This is a genomic window from Sphingomonas sp. Ell38C01 (genome assembly GCF_055231975.1).
The window spans coordinates 3,107,226-3,127,479 of the sequence record NZ_JBUYVA010000001.1 but is presented as its reverse complement, the minus strand read 5'-3'; the positions used below and the strand labels follow the sequence as shown (position 1 = coordinate 3,127,479).

Sequence of the window (20,254 nt, the reverse complement as noted above, 5' to 3'; positions counted from 1 at the left end):
TTCAAGCCCTACGCGGTTCGTACGTCGGGCCGATCCGCTCCAAACCCAGCAGATGGTCGAGCGACCACCGCCCCGGCCCGCGCGCGATCAGCGGGAGCAGGATCGCGGTCCAGCTGAGATGCATCGGCCATGCATCCGGATAGACGAAGATCTCGATCACCAGTGTCATGCCGAGCAAGGCAGCGGCAGCACCGCGCGTGAACAGCCCGAGCACGAGCAGTACCGGGAACAGATGCTCCGCATAGGTCGCGGCATGGACGGCGATGTTCGGTGGGATCAGTGGCAGGACATATTCCGTGTCGAACAGATCGCGCGCGGAATCGGTGATGGTCAGCAGTCCCTCGACCTTGGTGCGGCCCGACAGGAAGAAGATCGCGGCGATGCCCGTCCGCGCGACCGCGAGGAGCAGGTCGCGGGGGATGGCGTGGTCAAACCACGAAGCGGCGCGGCCATAGGCGTGTGTCATGATCTTCTCCGTCGGGCCGCGTGTCGGCTCAGGACTTGGCGGTGAGCGAGCCGAGGCCCTTGGGCGTCTTGATCTTCGTGCAGGCGCCGGCGGGTACGAGCTTCCACGCATCGCCCTGATAGGCGATCTTCGAGGTGCCGGCGCAGCTGGTGCCGGCGCCCGCCTTGCAGTCGTTCTTGCCGGCGAGGGACACGCCGTAGCATTTTTCCATCGGCTTCTTGGCGCCCTGGGCATTGGCGGCGCTGCCGAGGGCGATACTGAGCGCGAGGGCGGCGGCGATCGCGGCGGGGGTCTTAGTCATCGGATCGATCCTTCGAAACATCGGCCTCGTCGTGCGGCGGGCATCGAGGGTTCGATCCCGCCGCACGGTGACCCTGGGAGGCCTGTAGGGCGGGGTCACGATGGTGTTTCGCGCGGTCGCGACGATCGGTTACAGTCGTGTCGCGACCTTATGCGTCCGCGGTGACGTAACCTTTTGCCGCTTGCTGCGAATACCCGTTCGGGAGTGCATGTTGAGGGCGAGCGAAAACCAGCTCAGGATATGGATGATCGGGGGCCTCGATGGAGATCCGCGTGCCTATACCGCCCTGCTCGATGCGCTCGTGCCGATGCTGCGATCCTTCTTCGCGCGCCGCCTTCGCGGGGCCACCGAGGATGTCGAGGATCTGGTGCAGGACACGATGATAGCCATTCACACCCGCCGCGCGAGCTACGACCGGGACCGCCTGTTCACCGCCTGGGCCTATGCGATCGCGCGGTACAAGATGATCGACCATTTCCGCCGCCGCCGCGTTACCGTACCGATGGAAGGACTGGAGGACATCCTCGTCGCAGAAGGTTTCGAGGATGCGAGCTCGGCGCGCATGGACGTCGATCGGCTGCTCGGCGGCCTATCGCCAAAGCAGGCGCGCATCATTCGCCAGACCAGGATCGAGGGCCTGAGCACCGCGGAAGCCGCGAAGCGCGGCAACATTAGCGAGTCCGATGTGAAGGTGTCGGTGCATCGCGGGCTGCTGGCGATGGCGAAGCGCCTGGCGGGCGGTTCGTGATGCGGATCGAGGACCTGATCGCCTCGCTGGCCGGCAACGTGCGCGCAGTGCCGCGAGGCGCGGTGCCGCGTCGGATCGCGCTCGGCGTCGCCGGCGGCGGCGTCGTGACGATGGTGCTGGTGGCCGCGTGGCTCGGCGTGCGGCCCAATCTGGGCCAAGCAATGCTCGGCTTTCCGTTCTGGATGAAGTGGGGCTACACGATCTCGATCGCGGTCATCGCATTGCTGGCGACCATGCATCTTGCCCGGCCCGATTCCGATCGACCACGCTGGCTGGCGTGGCTGATCGTGCCCATCGGCATCCTCGTCCTGCTCGCCATCCTGCAACTGCTGACGACGCCGCCGGGCGACTGGGCCGCCCTGTGGCAGGGGCAGAGCTGGCGCATCTGCACGCGTAACGTCGCGATCCTGTCGCTGCCGATCTTCGCCGGCATGATGCTCGCCTTTCGCCGTTTCGCACCGACGCGGCTGCGGCTAACGGGCGCGGTGGCGGGGTTGGCAGCGGGAGCATGCGGCGCGGTGCTGTATTGCCTGCACTGCCCTGAAGTGTCGGCGCTGTTCATTCTCGTCTGGTATTCGCTCGGCATCCTCGCCGCCGCCGCGATCGGGGCGCTCACGGGTCCGAGATTGTTGCGCTGGTGATGTAACCGGGCGCGAGGCGCTCGCGAATGGATCGATAGCCGCTTCCGGCTACCATTCGGAGATCGACCCATGACTACCCGCATCCTCGGCGCCAGCTTCGCCGCCACCGCCGCCATCATCGCCGTCGCCGGCGTCACCACTGCGACGCCTGCCGCGGCCAAGGGTGCGGCGGTGCATTGCTACGGCATCAACAGCTGCAAGGGCACGTCGGACTGCAAGACCGCGGCGAACGAGTGCAAGGGCCAGAATGCGTGCAAGGGCCAAGGCTTCAAGGAGATGTCGACCAAGGCCTGCGCCAAGGCAGGCGGCAGCCTGACCGAAGCCAAGTGATCGCGCGTGGGCCCGCGCCGGCGACGGCCGGGTCCGCTTTTTCCCGGGAGCAGCGCATGACGATCCCCAATCCTCGCTTCCACGGTTTCGGCCTCGGCCTGCGTTCGGCGCATTATCCGGATTTCCTGGAAAATGCCGTGCCCGTCGATTTCGTCGAGGTGATCTCGGAGAACTTCATGATACACGGGGGCCGCCCCCTCGACATTCTCGACCGCATCCGCGCGCGGTATCCGGTGGCGCTACACGGCGTGTCGATGTCGATCGGATCGGCCGACGGGCTCGACCGCGATCACCTCGCGCGACTGAAGACGTTGGTCGATCGGATCGATCCGCTGTTCGTGTCCGATCATCTGTGCTGGACGCGGATTGACGGGTTCAATTCGCACGACCTGCTGCCGCTGCCCTACACGCAGGAGACGATGGACGTGGTCTGTGCCAACATATCGCAGGCGCAGGACGTGCTCGGCCGCGCGATGTTGATCGAGAATCCGTCCAGCTACGTGCAGTTCGTGGGTAGCGACGCGACCGAGTGGCAGTTCATCGCCGAGATGTGCGCACGGACCGGGTGCGACCTGCTGCTCGACGTCAACAACATCTTCGTCAGCGCGAGCAACCACGGCTTCGACGCGCTGGAATATATCGGCGGCGTCCCCGCCGAACGCGTCCGTCAGATCCATCTGGCCGGCCACAGCCAGAGCGAGCATCTGCTGATCGACACGCACGATCGCGCGGTGCCGGACCCCGTCTGGGCGCTGTACGAAGCCGCGTTTGCGCGGGTCGGCTCGGTCGCGACGATGATCGAGCGCGACGACGACATCCCGCCGCTTACCGAGCTGATCGCCGAACTCGATATTGCGCGCGGCATCGCGGCATCGCGCGATCGGCTGGCGGCGTGAGCCTGCTCGCGCTCCAACAGGATTTCCGGCGGCACCTGCTCGACGCGCCGGGTGCGATCGGCGATTGGGTCGATCACCGTGCACCGGGACTGGCGGTCTATCACAACGCTTATCGCGCGCAGCTGGTCGATTGCCTGACCGAAACCTATCCCCGGACGCACGCCTGGCTGGGCAGCGAGGCGTTCCTGGCCGCGATGCGCGCGCATATCGAGCATTCGTCGCCCAGCGGCTGGACGCTGGGGGCTTATGGCGGGGATTTCGAGAAAACTCTGGCGCGGGCGTATCCCGACGATCCCGAGGTCGCTGAACTCGCCGCGCTCGAATGGCGGCTATCGCGCACGTTCGAGGGCGAGAATGCCGCAGCGATGCCCGCCGACGCGATTACCGGGATCGATTGGGATGCGGCAGAAATCGTCTTCGTGCCGAGCCTCGACGTGGTTCCGGCAATGACCAATGCGGGCGCGATCTGGTCGGCGCTCGCCGCGGGCGAGGCGCCACCCGCCGCCGCCCTGCTGGCGGAACCTAGCATGATGCTGGTGTGGCGGAAGGATTTCACACCCTGTTTTCGCACCGCAAAAGCGGCCGAAGGTGACGCGATCGCGCTGGTAGGTGCGGGCACCGCGTTCGCCGATCTCTGCACAATACTGGTCAAGGGGCACGGCGAGGCCGAAGGATTGACGCTCGCCGGACAGATGCTCGGCCAATGGTTCGCCGATGGCATGATCCACACCGTCACCACTAAGGAGCCACCATGCGCCTGATCGCCCCGCTTTCGCTCTGCGCTCTCCTCCTCGCCGCCTCGGCATCGGTCGCCGCGCCGCCGACCGCGCTGCCTGCCCGCCAACCGGTCGTGGTCGAGCTCTACCAGAGCCAGGGCTGTTCCTCGTGCCCGCCCGCCAACGCCGTGCTCAACGCGCTCGCCGCGCGCGCCGACGTCATCGCGTTCAATTTCTCGGTGACCTATCGGGATCGGCTCGGATGGAAGGACACGTTCGCCAAGCCTGCCTATACCGCGCGGCAATGGGACTATGCCCGCGCCGCGGGCCGCGGCAACGTCGCGACGCCGCAGATGATCGTCGGCGGCCGCACCGCGGTCCTGGGCAGCCGCCCGGGCGAGGTCGATGCGGTCATCGCTCACGCCCGCACCGCGCAGACCGGACCTGCCATCCTCGTCAACGGGACCACCATCGGCATCCCTGAGAGCGCGACGCAGCGGCCCGCAACGCTGTGGCTGGTGCGCTACGATCCGCGCACGATCGAGGTGGCGATCAAGGCCGGCGAGAACGGCGGCAGAACGATCCCACATCGCAACATCGTCCGCGAACTCACCCCGCTCGGCACCTGGACCGGCGCGGCGAAGCGATTCACCTTGCCGGCCGCGGTGCCCGGCATGGCAACCGCGCTCATACTCCAGGCGGGAAAGGGCGGACCGATCATTGCTGCGCGGCGGGTAATCCAGTCGACGAGTTCCGCTTCGACCCTGTCCATGATGAAGTTTGGCGTCGCCTCCGCCACATCGGCGAGGTAGGCGGTGGCATCGCGGCAATAATGGATGATGTTCATGCTGGGGGGCAGCAGCTCACATTCTGCCAATAACTATGCACTGCTCTAATTTATCTAATTAATGGAAAATGAGGATGCCGTGGAGATCCTCAACACGGCATCCTCAAGCGTCGGGAAGGTTGCAGGCGCACTATCACTGATTGGCGAAACGCCGATCAGTGTGCGCGGGACCGCCACGGTGCGACGGTCCTGAGATCAGCTGCGGGCACAGCCGAGACGGCCTCAGGCACCGAGACCGGGGCGCGCAGCGTGACTACGCTTTAATTCAGAAATCAACAAAGAAGTGAATTGATGGCGGCGTTCGGCGCGCCAGCGACTGCCAACCTACAACCCTGTTCACGCCCGAACTTTCGGGTGGTGCGGGGATCAGGACGTGGCGAAGGAACTACCGGTCTACAAGCTGCGCGTCCGCGAACTGCGGGACGCAGTCGAGCGCCTGATGGACGGCGACGAGCCCGAAACGCTGTTCATCAGCCGGGTGCGTCCGGTACCCCGGTTAGAATGCTCCGCCAGCGTCGACGAGTTCCCCGAGCATGCATCGATCGACTTTCATAAGCCGGTGAGGCGCGCCCATCGGTTGGCGACGGCTGACGGCAGAACAAGTTTCCATTTCTCGCACCGGACCGTCGTGCGGCTGCGCTCGGGCAGCTTCTACGATGGCGTGCTGCTTCGCCCCGGCGCGGCGCGCGAACACTGCCGCTACGTCGAACGCGAGAGCGCCGTCGCCAACGTCGCGCTCGATCTGACCTCCTTCCCGAGCAGCCTGATCGTGGATCGGACGGACAACCTTCAGGCCTATGTGGAAACCGACGATGACCTTAGACCCTATATCCACCATCACGCCCCGGCTGACCACCCAGGACTTGTCTCGGAGCGACTATACAGCGCCAATCTTCGCCTTGCTGAGGCGCGATCCGCCGTCGACGGATTGCGCTCGGTGCCCAGCTTCGATGTGGCGGATGCGGCAGGGCAGGCTGCTGGCCTATTGTACCGCACTGCGGGAGGAGAGCTGGAACGAGCGATCGGCGACCGCGACGAAAGCCTGCGAGGGCCGGCTGATTGCTCTGGTACATTGGCGCAAGCATCAGCTCGAAGGATCAGCGGACGTGGCGCAAGGTCGGTAGCGGCGGGGCATCTGGCCTATCTCGAGCGCAACGCGGCTGTCGCCATCCAGCCGACCGCCGCAACCCTCGTCTGGTCGGCAAGGCGCGCGAGCAGCAGCGTCACGCGCGGGCCGTAATTCAACAGTTCGTCACGAAGTACCCCGGCTCCATCGTGAAGAGCGGAGACGTCTGCTCGCTGTCCGCCAAGGTCACGCCGGATGTACTGGCCTTCTTCGCGGATCATAACGATCCTTGGATACAGGTCATGCTGCGGCGCGCGCTCGACGTACATGAGGCGGCAAGAGGGGCAGCGGTCGCGACTGACCTCGCCGCTTCGCCGTCTGCCGTCGTGGAAAGCCGGGAGACGGTGTCGCCCTCGATGACGACGCTCAAGCGCGACCCGGCGATGATCGCTGCCGCCCAGGCGCGCCAGCGCGAACGCGCGGAGCGACAGGCACCGGTGCGCGAGGTCGCAAGCCAGCGCAGCAGCGCGCTGCCGCCGAGCGATAAAGATCATCAGGCCGGCTCGCCACTGCCCACGACACCGGGACCGCGCCGGCCGCCGCCGGGCCGGGACGGCGGTTTTGGGCGGTGACTTGTAGCTTGTGAGTGTACCGGGAATGTGTAACAGATTGCGCAGCGACGAGAGCCGTTCCCCTAGGGAATTCTGCTGCAAGAATCGGGTGTTAACCGTGGCTGGGCCTCCTGCCGCCCCAGCCAGGCATTGATTTCACGCATTGACGCGCTGAAAACGACCATGCTCGTCGTCGCAAGCTGACTGGACGGGCGGGCCGACGTCGATGTCGGCGAAGACCATGTGCCGCGCAGGATCGAGCAGCTTCGCGAAGGGCGCAGCGACGTGCCGGCATCGCGCGGTTCGTCCTTCGCGAGTCGCTCGCCGATCTGGATGCGGTTGCCAGGCGGCAGTTCATGGCCGTGCCGCAGCGACAGGCTTGGCCCGGGCGGCGCCGGTTCTCCGATGGGTCTGGGCGGGCGGGCGCCCGTGATGTGCTCGCGTTCGACGCTTGCGTACCGCGCCACGATGGCTCAAGTTTTTCTTACAAGAATTTGAAAACCATTGATCTGGCGGTGCTTTCATCGAAACGATGCGCTGCCATCGCACCAGATGCGAGGCGGTGGGGGGGCGATGAAGGGAACGAGCATATGCGGCGAGCCGCGCAACGACGTGGTGGCGCAGACCTGGCTCGAACTGGATCAGCGCGCCCGGTTGGTGCTCGATCCTGCAGGCCATCGCCTCTGGAGCAACATGTGCGCCGACGCGCTGCTGGGGGAGGGACGCGGGGTCAGTCTTCGCGATGGCGCGCTGCATTTCGCGACGCCGCAGACACAGCGCGATTTCGAACTTTTCCTGATGCGGCTGTCGACCGACACGGCGGCGATCATCCTGGAGCCGCATCCCGGGGAGGGGGCGCTGGTGATCCGCGGCTGGCGCGTTGGCGGTGATCGCCAAGGCCAGGCCTGGATCGAGATCACGCGAGACGATGTGGGCCGCCCGCTCCACTATGTCGATTTCGAACGCGTGTTCCGGCTGACTCCGGCAGAGCATCGCGCCGCGCTGGCCCTGCTCGACGGCAAGAGCGCCGCGGAAATCGCGACGGCTCATTCTGTGTCGCTCGAGACGGTGCGCACCCAGATCAAGAGCGTGTACGCCAAGGTGGGCGTCAGCCATCGCGACGGATTCCACAGCCGGATGCGACACTATCTGCTGCATTGATCGAGATCAGAATGCTGGTCACCCGGCTTTCGCGACAGTCGCTGAGCAATCCTTACAACGCTGCTATCGTACGATTTTGTGACAGTTTTTCACAACTGTGGTTAAAACGGCGCGTATCCCCAAAGTTGGTGATGAAGCGGTTTCGGCACGGCATTAACAAGCTGTTCATAACTGGACATCGACTCGTTGCCGGCCAGGCCGTGGCGCGACTTCGGATCCACAACACAACACGGGGGGAAGCCTTGGCCATGCCAAGTCGACTGATCGCATCGTCACGTCCGGGCAAGATCGCCCGACATCTGGGGGCCGCCTTGACCATCGCGGCGGCTGCGCTGTTTCCGGCGGGACCTGCGGCCGCGCAGGACATCACCTATCAGCCGATCAGTCCGACGTTCGGGGGCAACCCGTTCAACTCATCCCACCTGCTGGGTGTGGCGGGCGCGCAGAACAACTTCAAGGATCCGACCGCGACGACCAGCTCGTCGCAGGCAGATATCTTCGCCAGCCAGCTCCAGTCGCGACTGCTGTCGGCGCTGTCGTCGCAGATCGTCGACGCGATCTTCGGCGAGAACCCGCAGAACCAGGGCACGATCACGTTCGGCGGGCAGACGATCAACTTCGTCCGATCGCTGGAGAACGTGACGCTGACGATCACGAACGATGCCGGCGGCGCGACGACGACGATCGTCGTGCCGACCTTCGTCAAGGTCAACTGAGCCATGGCCCGGGGGGGATACAAGGCCGGCGTCGCCGGGCTGGCACTGATCGCGCTCAGCGGATGCGTGTCGCTGGGCAAGGACGGACGCTCGATGATCCCGAGCACGTCGAGCCTCGCGATCGTGCCCCAGAAGACCCAGACGCAGCGCATGCTGGAGGCGATTCCCGCCCCGACGCGCCCGGTGGCGATCGCGGTATACGGCTTCGGCGACCAGACCGGGCAGTTCAAGCCGAGCGAACAGGGCCAGACGCTGTCGCGCGCGGTGACGCAGGGCGGCGGATCGATCCTGGTCAAGGCGTTGCAGGACGCGGGCAACCGCGCCTGGTTCACGATCGTCGAGCGCGAGTCGTTGAAGAACCTGCTCAACGAGCGCCAGATCATCCGCGAGATGCGCGAACGTTATCTGGGCGAAACCTCGGTCAACCCGCAGGCGCTGCCCTCGATGCTGTTCGCGGGCGTGCTGCTGGAGGGCGGCATCGTCGGCTACGACACCAACACCGTCACCGGCGGCGCAGGGGCGGGGTTCCTGGGGATCAGCGGGAAGAGCGAGTACCGGCAGGATACCGTCACCGTCTATCTGCGTGCGGTTTCGGTGCGGACGGGCGAAGTTCTGACGTCGGTCACCGCTTCGAAGACGATCGCATCGACCGCGCTGAGCGCGAACGTGTTCAAGTTCGTCGCGTTCAAGCAGCTGCTCGAGGCCGAGGCCGGGATCACCACCAACGAACCCGACCAGATCGCGCTCCAGCAGGCGATCGAGAAGGCGGTGTACGCGCTGGTGATGGAAGGCGTCGACCTCAAGCTGTGGGACTTCGCCGACCGTCAGGCCGGCTGGCCGCTGCTCTGGCGCTATCGTCAGGAGCGCGCCGGCGTGTTCAGCGCCGAACAGGTTCGCGATGCCATGAAGGCGTCCGCAGGCTCTGCGCCGGTAAAGATCTCGCCGCGCAAGGTTCCGGAAGAGGAGAAGCCCGCACGGGAGATATCCTCGATCAGATAGGAGAGCTTGGCGCGTCGGCACCTCTTGCCGGCGCGTGACGAGACAAGCTGGCCGGCGACCTGGCGCCGAGCGAGCGGAGTAACAGGGCCAGGAAACTCGGGGATGCGGCGGTTGCAGTCGTCGCATCGGGGCCGAGAACGAAATCGCGCGCCGGAGTTGCAGCTCCGACGCGCGAGGTGAAGTCCGTTGGGTAAAAACTGGACCACGTGTGCCCTCTGAGGGGCGGCGTGGTTATCATCTCCAAACTAGGGATAGACAACCATGAAACTCTCTTTGTTCGCTTCGGTTTCCGCCGTTGCACTCTTTGCATCCGTACCTGCGTTCGCGCAGACCATCTATAGCAACACCTCGACGGTGACGCAGAACGGTTCGAGCAACAATGCCGCCGTGACCCAGTCGCGTACCGCGGGTGGCGACAGCTCGACGGTCGAGCAGAACGCCGCGACCTCGGGCGGCAACAACAAGGCGACCGTCACGCAGCGCGGCGTGGTCGCTTCCGGCTCGAGCAAGAGCGTGTCGGAGGTCTTCCAGAAGGGCTCCAAGGACATCGCGACGGTGACGCAGGAAGCCGCAGCGGGCGGTGGCACGGCCAAGTCGACGGTCGACCAGACCGGCACCGGCCTTGGCAGCACCGCCACGGTCGAGCAGAACGGCGCCAACACCTCGATGGTCAGCCAGGCCGGCGCGAACGCCGCCACCGTCAAGCAGGGCATCCTGGGTTCGCTCGCGGTGAAGGGCAACGCCTCGACTGTCGTGCAGAATGGTGACGACAAGGCGACCGTGCTGCAGAACAACAATGCGCCGACCGGCGCGACGGGCAACAACACGTCGTTCGTGACGCAGACCGCTGGCGCCAACGAGGCTTCGGTGACGCAGAACGGGTCGCTCGGCTATTCGAGCGTCATCCAGAGCGGCGGCGCGGTCGCGACCGTGGCCCAGAACGGTGACGGCCATCGCTCGACGGTCAGCCAGACCAACGGCGGCACCGCGACGGTGACGCAGTCCGGCATGGACAACGACTCGAGCGTGGAGCAGACCGCGAACGCCACCGCGACGGTGACCCAGAGCGGCGCGCGCGACGGTTTCGGCGGAACGTTCAACAACCACTCCTATGTCCTGCAGACCGCGGATAACGCCAAGGCGACCGTATCGCAGACCGGCGCGCTCAATGAATCGAGCGTCGAGCAACGCTCGGCGGCGACCGCTACCGTCACCCAGGCGGGCGTGTACAATCACTCCTTCGTCAGCCAGTCGGCGGCGGCAGCGGGCGCGACCGCAAAGGTCAAGCAGACCGGCACCCCCGGCACCGGTGGACCGGGCACCGCACAGGGCGATAACAAGTCGTCGGTGATCCAGTCGGCCAAGGCGTTCGCCGATGTCGAGCAACTCGCGAACGTGGCGACCAACGGCTATCCGAGCAACGAGTCGCAGGTAACTCAGACGGCAGCAAATGTGTCCGCCAAGATCCGCCAGACCGGGAATGACAATTTCTCGCGGGTGAATCAGGGTGGGACGTCGAACGTCGTCTATCCGGGCAGCAACAGCACCTATGCCGAGGTGACGCAGACCGGCCTGAACCAGCGCTCCGAGATCGACCAGATTGGTTCCAACCAGTGGGCGTTCGTTACACAGGCGGTGGCGAACAACGTCTCCACCATCGACCAGCGCGGCAACACGCATAACGCGTTCGTCAGCCAGACCGGCAGCGACAACAAGTCGACTTTCATCCAGTCTGGCACCAACAACAACCTCGCGAACGCGGCGTTCGGAGTGCGGCAGTCGGGTGACTTCAACACGTCGCTCATCAACCAGTCCGGCGTGACCGGATTGGTGAACCTGACCCAGTCGGGCGATCACAACGACTCGACCGTCATGCAGAGCGGCACCGGCAACAGCGCCACCGTCATGCAGACGTCCGACTACAATCTGTCGACGGTCACGCAGACGGGCACCAACGGCGTCGTCAACGTCCATCAGGGCAACTGATCCGAACCGGTCGGCCGGCGTCGCAAGTGACGCCGGCCGCCTTCGATCCGACGATTTTCAAGGATAACAGATCATGAAGACTCTTCTCCTCATCGGCGCCTCGGCGCTCGGCCTGATGGCCGCACCCGTGATGGCGCAGGTCACCAATACCTCGACCGTCAACCAGGGCGGCGACGCGAACAATGCGAGCGTCACCCAGTCGCGCACCACCAGCGCGGACGTCTCGACCGTCAAGCAGAACGAAGGTTCGACCGCGGGCGGCCATAACGTCGCGACCGTGATCCAGCGCGGCGTGAGCGCGGCGGCGACCAGCAAGAGCGTGTCGACCGTCACGCAGCTGGGCAAGTACGACACCGCCACCGTCACGCAGGAAGCCGCATCGGCGACCGGCAACCGGAAGAACGAGTCTACGATCACGCAGACCGGCACCGGGACGACGCTCGCGGATGGCAACACGGCCACCGTTCGCCAGAACGGCTACAACGCCTCGATCGTCACGCAGGCGGCGATGAAGAACAGCGCGACCGTGCAGCAGGGCGTATTAGGCGGGCAGGTCGCGCGCTCCAACACGTCGACGATCGGCCAGGACGGCAACGACACCGCCACCGTCAACCAGAACGCCCCCGGTTCGACCGGCGCATTCGGCCTCGCGGGCAGCAACGCATCGAGCGTGTCGCAGGGCGCGGGCAAGAATAGCGCCACCGTGAGCCAGACCGGCTATCTCGGCCAGTCGTTCGTCACCCAGGGCACCGCGGGCACCGCGACCGCCAGCGTGACGCAGAACGGCACCAGCCAGTATTCGTCGGTCAATCAGACGGGCGACGGATCGGACGCTATCGTCAGCCAGAGCGGTTCGTTCGGCACTTCGCAGGTGACCCAGGCCGGAACCAACGGAAAGGCCGATGTGACTCAGTCGGGCACGCTGCAGGACTCGACGATCACGCAGACCGCGTCGAGCAGCAACGCGTCCGCTAAGGTGACCCAGTCGGGCACCGGCAACGGCTCCACCGTCACCCAGCGCGGGAATGACGGCAAGGCGACGGTGACGCAGTCGGCCAGCGCCAATACCTCGGCGGTGACCCAGCGCGGTGGATACGAAACCGCGACCGTCACGCAGGGCGGCGGCACGCTGAACACGTCGACGGTGACGCAGAACACCACCGGCGGTACGGCGGGTGCCGGCAACGGCGCAGTCGTGCTAGTGGCACAGCAGGGCTCGCTCAACGGGTCGACGGTCAGCCAGACGGGCAACGTCTCGCGCGCCGAGGTCAACCAGAACGGCCTGGGCAACACCTCGGGCGTGACGCAGTCGGGCTACAAGGCGCTCGCGGTCGTCAAGCAGACGAACACCGGGCTGATCGGCAACCGCTCGACGATCGACCAGAGCGCTGGCCAGAGCGTGTACGGTGCGCAGTACCAGACGGCGAGCGCCTATGTGGAGCAGGTTGGCTCGAACAACGTGTCGAGGGTCACGCAGACCGGAACGTCCACCCCGCCGCACGGCACCGGCGCGCAGTACGCCGCGACCGTGTATCAGGGTGGCCGCAACAACCAGTCGACGATCACCCAGGCAGGCGGCAATCCGGGCGAGAACAGCGCATCGGTGATGCAGCGTGACGGGTCGAACGGCAACGTCTCGACGATCAACCAGACCGGCGTCGAAGGCGTCGCGAAGGTCGATCAGTACGGCGTGGGCAACGACTCGCTCATCCTTCAGGGCGGCATCCAGAACGTCGCCGATGTGGGTCAGGCCGGCAGCAGCCAGTCGACGGTCACCCAGGGTGGTGACCACAATGTCGCGACGGTCCGCCAGGGCGGGTTCTGAGGCGACGATCCCACCGGCGCCATCGTGGCGCCGGTGGGCTTTTTCCCGGTGGTCGCACGCGCGTGCGGCCGCAGGGCGAGTTTTGGAGGACGAGATGCGTCACGCGTTTGGAAAGACCGCGGCTATCCTGGGCGGACTGCTGCTCGCCTCCGCGGCACAGGCCGGCGGTGATGCGACGACCGAGAAGAAGCCGATCAAGCCGCCGCCGCCGTGCGCGCAATATGGCGTCTGCTCGTCGGTCGCGTCGGAAACGGTCAACGTCTGGACGGTCGGCAATCTGGGGCTCGGCCGGGCCTCCGCCACCGGGCGCAGCGTGTATGTGTCGCAGGTCGGCGACGCGAATGTCGCGACGGTGCGGCAGAGTGCGCCGGATGCGACCGCCTCCATCGCGCAATCGGGGGATCGCAACAGCGTCGGCCTCGTGCAGGGCGGCAACGCCATGAGCTATACCTCGGTGACGCAGACCGGCGATCGCAACGGCGTGTCGGTCAACCAGTCGGGCGTGGGCAATCTGTTGCTGACGACGGTCCAGCGCGGCAGCGGCAACCAGATGACCGCGAGCCAGACCGCGGCCGGCGGCGCTAACGCCGCGCTGATGGTCCAGAACGGCGGCGGCAATACCATGGCGCTGGCGCAGGGCGGCAACGACAATCAGGCCGCGCTCGTCCAGAACGGCAATGGCAATGCGATGTCTGCAGCCCAATATGGCGGCAACAACAATCTCGCCTGGACGCAGAACGGGGACAACCTGTCCAATCTGGGCGTGACGCAATATGGCAACCAGTCGATCCAGATCGTCCAGAGCCGTTGAGGCCGGAGATCGCGGGATCGGGGAGACGGGCATGACGATCGCACGATCGCTGGGATTGGCGCTGACGGCCGCTATGCTGTCGATGTCGTTCGCCGTACGCGCACAGGATGCGCGCGGCGCGGAAGTCGTACCACCGGGCGGCCAGATCGACGCGACGCGGCAGTCGGTGTCCGCGGGCCAGGTCGATGCGGCCGTCGCGGCGGATGTGCGCACCGGGCAACTCACCCAGCGCCGGACCGCGCGCGATCCGCAGGGGCAGCTCAACGTCGAGCGGCGCAGCGCGCAATCGGGGGGGCAGCTCTATCGTGGTGGCCGTACCGCACAGCCGACCGATCCGCTCTCGCGACCCAGCGACGGACGTCGCCAGACGGTGGTCCGCGTCGGCGGCAAGGATCGGTGCGACCCCGGCCATGCCGATGGCGCCGCGCCGAAGATCTGCGATCGCGTGATCGAGACGCGCGCGGCGGAATTCGCCACGCCGGCCCCCAATCCCCTGTCGCCGGAACAGCGGCTGCTCGTCGACAAGCGATTGCGCGACGCGCCCGCCACCGCGGAGAGCGCGGTCGCGCAGATCGGCCGCAACGCGATCGACCCGCAGGCGAGCGCGGCACAGACGGTCGCCTCGCTCGTGTTGGCGACGCCCGCCGCAGAGCCTCCGAAGACCGGGGCCGCGGGCGACCTGACGACCGCGGGTGCCGGGGTGACTGACGCGATCATCCAGGCGATCGTGACCGGCGGCGTGACGCCGCGATGACCGCGCGCACAGCAGGAGACGGACGATGACGAACGCATCCGGGGCAACGATCCTCGCCGCCGCGCTCGCGGCGCTGTCCGGCGGGGCCGGCGCGACGCCGCCCGCCCCGCGGCCGATCGTGCTCAACGTGGTCGATCAGGGCGCGACGGTGCGGATCACGGTGAAGGGCCTGTCGCCCAGCGCGGTCGACGCGCGGTACTCGCTGCATGTCGAGGGCGACGTCGCGACCGGGGGCAACCGGTCGACGCAGGGGGGATCGGTCCACCTGGAGCCGGGGCGGGAGGTAACGCTGATCTCGCTCGCATTGGGGACGCCGCGCCCGGGCAACTGGAGCGCGGTGCTCGACGTGCAGCCCGTGGGGGGCGCGCCGTACCAGGTCCGCCAGGGTATCGGCAGCCCCTGGGGCCGCGCGCCCGGCGATTGACGCCGATACCGGCGAAACCCCGACCATCTGCGGAGCGAGGTCGGCTCGATCCGGCGGCACCGCCCGCTCACGTGTTGCGGGATCGGCGCAGGCGAGCGGGCGACCGCGAAGCCGACTCGTACCGCTTAGCGGGTTCGTCGATGTGCGAACCGGATCGCGGTCGATTGTCGGTCGGCAACAGTCCGGCCGGGTCGTCGCATTGGTGCGTCCCCGCGCGACGGCAGCAGGCCGCGTCGCGGCGGAAACCCGGCCACATCTATCGCCGGGAGGCCGGCGCGCTCCCTTTCACGCAAGCGCAGCGATCAGTCGAGCTTGCGTGCCAGCTCGCGGTTGAGACCCAGTGCGACGAGCGTGGCGAGCGCCCCCGAAAGCAGGTAGCCGCCCGCCGCGAGCAGCCCGAACTCCCGCGTGAGCCAGAGCGCGGCAAGCGGTGCGAAGCCGGCGCCGAACAGCCAGGCGAGGTCCGACGTCAGCGCCGAGCCGGTATAGCGGGACTGCTTGGTGAAGTTTGCGGCGACGACGCCCGAGGACTGGCCGAACGACAGGCCCAGAAGGATGAAGCCGAGGATCATGAAGGTAAGCTCGCCCGCTTCACCGCCCTCGAGCAACTGGGGCGCGAAGCCGCTGAACGCCGCGATCGCCGCCGCGCAGCCGCCGAGCAGCGATCGCCGCCCGATCCGGTCCGCGAGGATGCCCGACAGCACCACCGCGCCGAGCCCGAAGACCGCCGCGACCGACTCGATCACCATGAACCGCGCCAGATCCTCCTGCGTGAACAGCGCGACCCACGAGAGCGGAAACACGGTGACCATGTGGAACAGCGCGAAGCTGGCGAGCGGGGCGAACGCGCCGATCACGATCGCACGCCATTCGCGGCGGATCGTGGGGATCATCGGCGAGGCCTTGAGCTCCTGCGTCGTGAACATCTCGACATACTCGTTCGTCACCACCATCCGCAGGCGGGCGAACAGCGCGACGACGTTGAGCGCGAACGCGACGAAGAAGGGATAGCGCCAGCCCCAGTCGAGGAAATCGGCGTCGCTGAGGAAGACGAGGAAGAAGGCGAACAGGCTGCTGGCGATGATGAGGCCGAGCGGCGCGCCCAGCTGCGGGATCATCGCATACCAGCCGCGCCTGTTCTCCGGCGCGTTGATCGCGAGCAGCGAGGCGAGACCGTCCCATGCGCCGCCCAGCGCGATACCCTGGCCGATGCGGAACACCGCCAGCAGGATCGGCGCCCAAGCGCCGATCTGCGCATAGCCGGGCAGGAACGCGACCGCGACGGTGGAGCTGCCGAGCAGGAACAGCGCGATCGTCAGCTTCGTCCCGCGGCCTTGCTCGCGATCGACCCACATGAAGATCGCCGAGCCGATCGGACGCGCGATGAACGCGAGCGGGAAGACCGCGAACGACGCGAGCGTGCCGCTCAGCCGGTCCATGTACGGAAAGATCACCGCCGGGAAGACGAGGACCGAAGCGATCGCGTAGACGAAGAAGTCGAAGAACTCGCTGGTGCGCCCGATGATGACGCCGATCGCGATCTCGCCCGGATGCACCGTCTTGCCCTCGGCATGGATCGCGCGGGCGTCCTGTTCGAGTTCGGACGAATGAGATGCGGCTTGCGCCATACCGGGTAAGCTCCTCGTGCGGATAGCCCGCCGGGCACCCTATCACCGGGCGCCGCGCGCAGGAAACGCATCGTTGTCGACACCGGCTCCATTACGGCGCTCGCGCGTTTCGCGGGATAGGACAAAATGTCCTATGTCGAGCGCGTCGCCATCCCTCTATCGGGGCCGTCATGCCAGCACGCACCCTTTTTCGAGCCGCCCCCGCCAAAGGCCGCGCCGCGCTCGCGCTTGCGCTCGCGGCGCTACTCGGCGGCTGCAACATGGTCGTCCTGTCGCCCTCGGGCGACGTTGCGCGCCAGCAGGCGAACCTGGTCCTGATCTCGACGGGGCTGATGCTGCTCATCATCGTGCCGGTGATCGTGCTGGTGGTGGTGTTCGCCTGGAAATACCGCCAGTCGAACGAGGCCGCGACCTACGAGCCCGAATGGGACCACTCGACGGGGCTGGAGCTGGTGATCTGGTCCGCGCCGCTGCTGATCGTCATCATGCTGGGCGCGCTGACGTGGACGAGCACGCACCTCCTCGATCCGTATCGCCCGCTGGGGCAGATCGCGCGGAACACGCCGATCCCGCAGAACCAGAAGCCGCTGGAGATCCAGGTCGTCGCGCTCGACTGGAAATGGCTGTTCATCTATCCCGAACAGGGCGTAGCGACCGTCAACGCGCTGGCGCTGCCGACCGACCGCCAAGTGCGGTTCCGGCTGACCTCGGCGAACGTGATGAACGCGTTCTACGTGCCCGCGATGGCGGGCATGATCTATACGATGCCGGGCATGGAAACGAAGCTCCACGCGGTGATGAACAAGGCGGGCACGTTCGAAGGCTTCTCCGCCAACTATAGTGGCGCGGGCTTCTCCGACATGCGCTTCCCGGTGACGACGACCGACACCGCCGGGTTCGAGCGCTGGGCCGCCGAGACGCGTGCGGTCGGGCGGACGCTGGACGCCGCGACCTACCAGCGGCTGGAGAAGCCGAGCGAGAAGGTGCCCGCGATGCGCTTCGCGGCGGTCGAGGCGGGGCTGTTCGACCGGGTCGTCAAGATGTGCGTGACGCCGGGGCAGGCGTGCCAGACGATGTCGCACGGCGGCGGGCATGGCGGCCCGGTCAACGATACCGCGCGCGAGAAGCCGGGTGCGCCCGAGGGCGCGCTGCTCAAGGATGCCGAGGACAAGGGATCGAGCCCGCACATGACCAAGGATACCGCGCCGGGCGCCGGCGGCGGACGATCGACCGAGCCGACCGCCGACCGCAACATGACGATGCTCCGCCAGCCCGCGCTTCCCGGCGCGGTGGTGCGGACGAAGGGCTGATATGATGTCCGACACCTTCTTCAAGACGATCTTCGGTCGGCTGACGATCGAGAGCTTCCCGATCCACGAACCGATCGTCGTCGCGACCTTCGTCGGCGTGATGATCGGCGGCCTCGCGCTCCTGGGCGCGCTGACGTATTTCAAGCTGTGGGGCTATCTGTACCGCGAGTGGTTCACGACCGTGGACCACAAGCGGATCGGCATCATGTACATGATCCTGGGGATCATCATGCTGCTGCGCGGGTTCGCCGACGCGATCATGATGCGCGGGCAACAGGCGATGGCGTTCGGCGCGAACGAGGGCTACCTCAACGCGCACCATTACGACCAGGTCTTCACCGCGCACGGCGTCATCATGATCTTCTTCGTGGCGATGCCGTTCGTGACCGGGTTGATGAACTATGTCGTCCCGCTCCAGATCGGCGCGCGCGACGTCAGCTTTCCGTTCCTCAACAATTTCAGCTTCTGGATGACCGCGGCAGGCGCCGCGATCGTGATGGTCAGCCTGTTCGTCGGCGAGTTCGCGCGGACCGGGTGGCTGGCGATGGCCCCCTTGTCGGGGCTCGATTACTCGCCCGATGTCGGCGTCGACTATTATATCTGGGCGTTGCAGGTCGCGGGCGTCGGCACGCTGCTGTCGGGCGTCAACCTGGTCGCGACGATCGTCAAGATGCGCGCGCCGGGGATGGGGCTGATGAAGATGCCGATCTTCACGTGGTCCGCGCTCGTGACCAACATCCTGATCGTCGCCGCCTTCCCGGTGCTGACCGCGGTGCTCGCGCTGCTGAGCCTCGACCGGTATATCGGCACGAACTTTTTCACGAACACGCTGGGCGGCAACCCGATGATGTACGTGAACATGATCTGGATCTGGGGGCACCCGGAGGTCTACATCCTGATCCTGCCCGCGTTCGGGGTGTTCAGCGAGGTCGTCTCGACGTTCAGTGGCAAGCGGATCTTCGGTTATACGTCGATGGTCTATGCGCTGCTGGTCATCACGATCCTGTCGTACCTCGTCTGGCTCCACCATTTCTTCACGATGGGATCGGGCGCGAGCGTCAATTCGTTCTTCGGCATAACGACGATGATTATCTCGATCCCGACCGGGGCGAAGATCTTCAACTGGCTGTTCACGATGTACAAGGGACGGATCCGGTTCGAGCTGCCGATGCTGTGGGCGCTGTCGTTCATGATAACGTTCACGATCGGGGGGATGACGGGCGTGCTGCTCGCGGTGCCGCCGGCGGATTTCGTGCTGCACAACTCGCTGTTTCTGGTCGCGCATTTCCACAACGTCATCATCGGCGGCGTCGTGTTCGGGGCGTTCGCGGGGATCAACTACTGGTTCCCCAAGGCGTTCGGGTTCAAGCTCGACAAATTCTGGGGGCTCGTCAGCTTCTGGTGCTGGTCGATCGGATTCTGGGTCGCGTTCGCGCCGCTCTACGTGCTCGGCCTGATGGGCGTAACGCGGCGGCTGCGGCACTTCGAAGATCCGAGCCTGCAGATCTGGTTCATCATCGCGGGGATCGGGGCCGCGATCATCGCGGTCGGGATCGGGGCGTTCCTGATGCAGATCTACGTCTCGATCCGCGATCGTCACAGCGACCGACTTCGCGATGTCACGGGGGATCCGTGGGGTGGGCGGACGCTGGAATGGGCGACCTCGTCGCCGCCGCCCGACTACAACTTCGCGTTCACGCCCGTCATCCACGATCTCGACGCTTGGTACGACATGAAGAACCAGAAGTACGAGCGGCCGACCAAGGGCTTCCGCGCAATCCACATGCCGTCGAACACCGGCACCGGGCTGATCCTGGCGGGGCTGAGCACCGTCTTCGGGCTGGCGATGATCTGGTACATCTGGTGGCTGGCGGCGATCGCGTTCGTCGGGATCCTGGCGGTCGCGATCGGGCACACGTTCAACTATCACCGCGACTTCCACATCCCGGTCGAGACCGTCGTCGCGACCGAGGGCAGGCGCACCGAGATGCTGGCCGCAGCGGCGGCGAAGGGCTGAG

Annotated in this window: 21 protein-coding genes; 18 read left to right on the top strand and 3 right to left on the bottom strand. The window is 66.3% G+C overall.

Features of this window, described 5'->3' with window-relative positions; genetic code table 11:
* Position 1: 1 nt before the first annotated feature.
* Entirely contained in the window at positions 2 to 466 is a 465-nt protein-coding gene (locus tag ACV7NO_RS14825; protein ID WP_463406733.1) for a DoxX family protein, read from the bottom strand.
* 28 nt (positions 467 to 494) lie between these two features.
* Positions 495 to 767 carry a BufA1 family periplasmic bufferin-type metallophore gene (locus tag ACV7NO_RS14820; protein ID WP_463406732.1) on the bottom strand — a complete coding sequence of 91 codons (273 nt, stop codon included), beginning with the start codon at positions 765 to 767 and terminating at the stop codon, positions 495 to 497.
* A gap of 244 nt (positions 768 to 1,011) precedes the next feature.
* Here ACV7NO_RS14820 and ACV7NO_RS14815 point away from each other — a divergent pair, with 244 nt between their 5' ends.
* The 16 genes from ACV7NO_RS14815 (at position 1,012) to csgH (ending at position 15,298) form a co-directional block, all read left to right on the top strand.
* The gene (locus ACV7NO_RS14815; RefSeq protein ID WP_463407367.1) at positions 1,012 to 1,515 is read left to right on the top strand and encodes a sigma-70 family RNA polymerase sigma factor; all 504 of its coding nucleotides are present in this window, start codon (positions 1,012 to 1,014) and stop codon (positions 1,513 to 1,515) included.
* Positions 1,515 to 2,156, top strand: a complete 642-nt coding sequence (locus ACV7NO_RS14810) for a DUF1109 domain-containing protein (protein ID WP_463406731.1) — start codon at positions 1,515 to 1,517, stop codon at positions 2,154 to 2,156. The genes ACV7NO_RS14815 and ACV7NO_RS14810 overlap by 1 nt, the downstream gene beginning before the upstream one ends.
* Positions 2,157 to 2,225: 69 nt before the next feature.
* The gene (bufA2, locus tag ACV7NO_RS14805) at positions 2,226 to 2,486 is read left to right on the top strand and encodes a BufA2 family periplasmic bufferin-type metallophore (protein ID WP_463406730.1); all 261 of its coding nucleotides are present in this window, start codon (positions 2,226 to 2,228) and stop codon (positions 2,484 to 2,486) included.
* Positions 2,487 to 2,542: 56 nt separating this feature from the next.
* Positions 2,543 to 3,382, top strand: a complete 840-nt coding sequence (bufB, locus tag ACV7NO_RS14800) for an MNIO family bufferin maturase (protein WP_463406729.1) — start codon at positions 2,543 to 2,545, stop codon at positions 3,380 to 3,382.
* On the top strand, positions 3,379 to 4,143 hold the full coding sequence (locus tag ACV7NO_RS14795) for an HvfC/BufC family peptide modification chaperone (protein ID WP_463406728.1): 765 nt from the start codon (positions 3,379 to 3,381) through the stop codon (positions 4,141 to 4,143). Before bufB ends, ACV7NO_RS14795 begins: the two co-directional genes overlap by 4 nt.
* On the top strand, positions 4,134 to 4,910 hold the full coding sequence (locus tag ACV7NO_RS14790; protein ID WP_463406727.1) for a DUF1223 domain-containing protein: 777 nt from the start codon (positions 4,134 to 4,136) through the stop codon (positions 4,908 to 4,910). Before ACV7NO_RS14795 ends, ACV7NO_RS14790 begins: the two co-directional genes overlap by 10 nt.
* A 408-nt stretch (positions 4,911 to 5,318) precedes the next feature.
* Complete coding sequence (locus ACV7NO_RS14785; RefSeq protein ID WP_463406726.1) at positions 5,319 to 6,185, top strand: hypothetical protein; 867 nt, start codon at positions 5,319 to 5,321, stop codon at positions 6,183 to 6,185.
* A gap of 35 nt (positions 6,186 to 6,220) precedes the next feature.
* Positions 6,221 to 6,643 (top strand): hypothetical protein, encoded by a 423-nt coding sequence (locus ACV7NO_RS14780; RefSeq protein ID WP_463406725.1) that lies wholly within the window; start codon positions 6,221 to 6,223, stop codon positions 6,641 to 6,643.
* 552 nt (positions 6,644 to 7,195) lie between these two features.
* Complete coding sequence (locus tag ACV7NO_RS14775; protein ID WP_463406724.1) at positions 7,196 to 7,783, top strand: helix-turn-helix transcriptional regulator; 588 nt, start codon at positions 7,196 to 7,198, stop codon at positions 7,781 to 7,783.
* 311 nt (positions 7,784 to 8,094) lie between these two features.
* Positions 8,095 to 8,499: a curli assembly protein CsgF gene (locus tag ACV7NO_RS14770; RefSeq protein WP_463406723.1), complete on the top strand. Its 405-nt coding sequence runs from the start codon at positions 8,095 to 8,097 to the stop codon at positions 8,497 to 8,499.
* 3 nt (positions 8,500 to 8,502) lie between these two features.
* Positions 8,503 to 9,498 carry a CsgG/HfaB family protein gene (locus ACV7NO_RS14765; protein ID WP_463406722.1) on the top strand — a complete coding sequence of 332 codons (996 nt, stop codon included), beginning with the start codon at positions 8,503 to 8,505 and terminating at the stop codon, positions 9,496 to 9,498.
* Positions 9,499 to 9,759: 261 nt separating this feature from the next.
* Positions 9,760 to 11,484 (top strand): beta strand repeat-containing protein, encoded by a 1,725-nt coding sequence (locus ACV7NO_RS14760; RefSeq protein WP_463406721.1) that lies wholly within the window; start codon positions 9,760 to 9,762, stop codon positions 11,482 to 11,484.
* Between the two features lie 73 nt (positions 11,485 to 11,557).
* Positions 11,558 to 13,309 carry a beta strand repeat-containing protein gene (locus ACV7NO_RS14755; protein WP_463406720.1) on the top strand — a complete coding sequence of 584 codons (1,752 nt, stop codon included), beginning with the start codon at positions 11,558 to 11,560 and terminating at the stop codon, positions 13,307 to 13,309.
* Between the two features lie 94 nt (positions 13,310 to 13,403).
* The gene (locus ACV7NO_RS14750) at positions 13,404 to 14,120 is read left to right on the top strand and encodes a hypothetical protein (RefSeq protein WP_463406719.1); all 717 of its coding nucleotides are present in this window, start codon (positions 13,404 to 13,406) and stop codon (positions 14,118 to 14,120) included.
* Between the two features lie 31 nt (positions 14,121 to 14,151).
* Positions 14,152 to 14,874, top strand: a complete 723-nt coding sequence (locus ACV7NO_RS14745; protein WP_463406718.1) for a hypothetical protein — start codon at positions 14,152 to 14,154, stop codon at positions 14,872 to 14,874.
* A 25-nt stretch (positions 14,875 to 14,899) separates the two neighbouring features.
* Positions 14,900 to 15,298, top strand: coding sequence for a curli-like amyloid fiber formation chaperone CsgH (gene csgH, locus ACV7NO_RS14740; protein WP_463406717.1), 399 nt, complete (start codon positions 14,900 to 14,902; stop codon positions 15,296 to 15,298).
* Positions 15,299 to 15,600: 302 nt separating this feature from the next.
* On the opposite strand, the gene ACV7NO_RS14735 is transcribed toward csgH, so the two are convergent.
* A complete protein-coding gene (locus ACV7NO_RS14735) occupies positions 15,601 to 16,926 on the bottom strand; it encodes an MFS transporter (protein WP_463406716.1) in 1,326 nt (441 codons plus the stop codon).
* Positions 16,927 to 17,096: 170 nt separating this feature from the next.
* Here ACV7NO_RS14735 and cyoA point away from each other — a divergent pair, with 170 nt between their 5' ends.
* Both cyoA and cyoB read left to right on the top strand, forming a co-directional pair.
* Positions 17,097 to 18,236 (top strand): ubiquinol oxidase subunit II, encoded by a 1,140-nt coding sequence (gene cyoA, locus ACV7NO_RS14730; protein ID WP_463406715.1) that lies wholly within the window; start codon positions 17,097 to 17,099, stop codon positions 18,234 to 18,236.
* A 1-nt stretch (position 18,237) separates the two neighbouring features.
* Positions 18,238 to 20,253, top strand: a complete 2,016-nt coding sequence (gene cyoB / locus ACV7NO_RS14725; RefSeq protein ID WP_463406714.1) for a cytochrome o ubiquinol oxidase subunit I — start codon at positions 18,238 to 18,240, stop codon at positions 20,251 to 20,253.
* Position 20,254 lies beyond the last annotated feature (1 nt).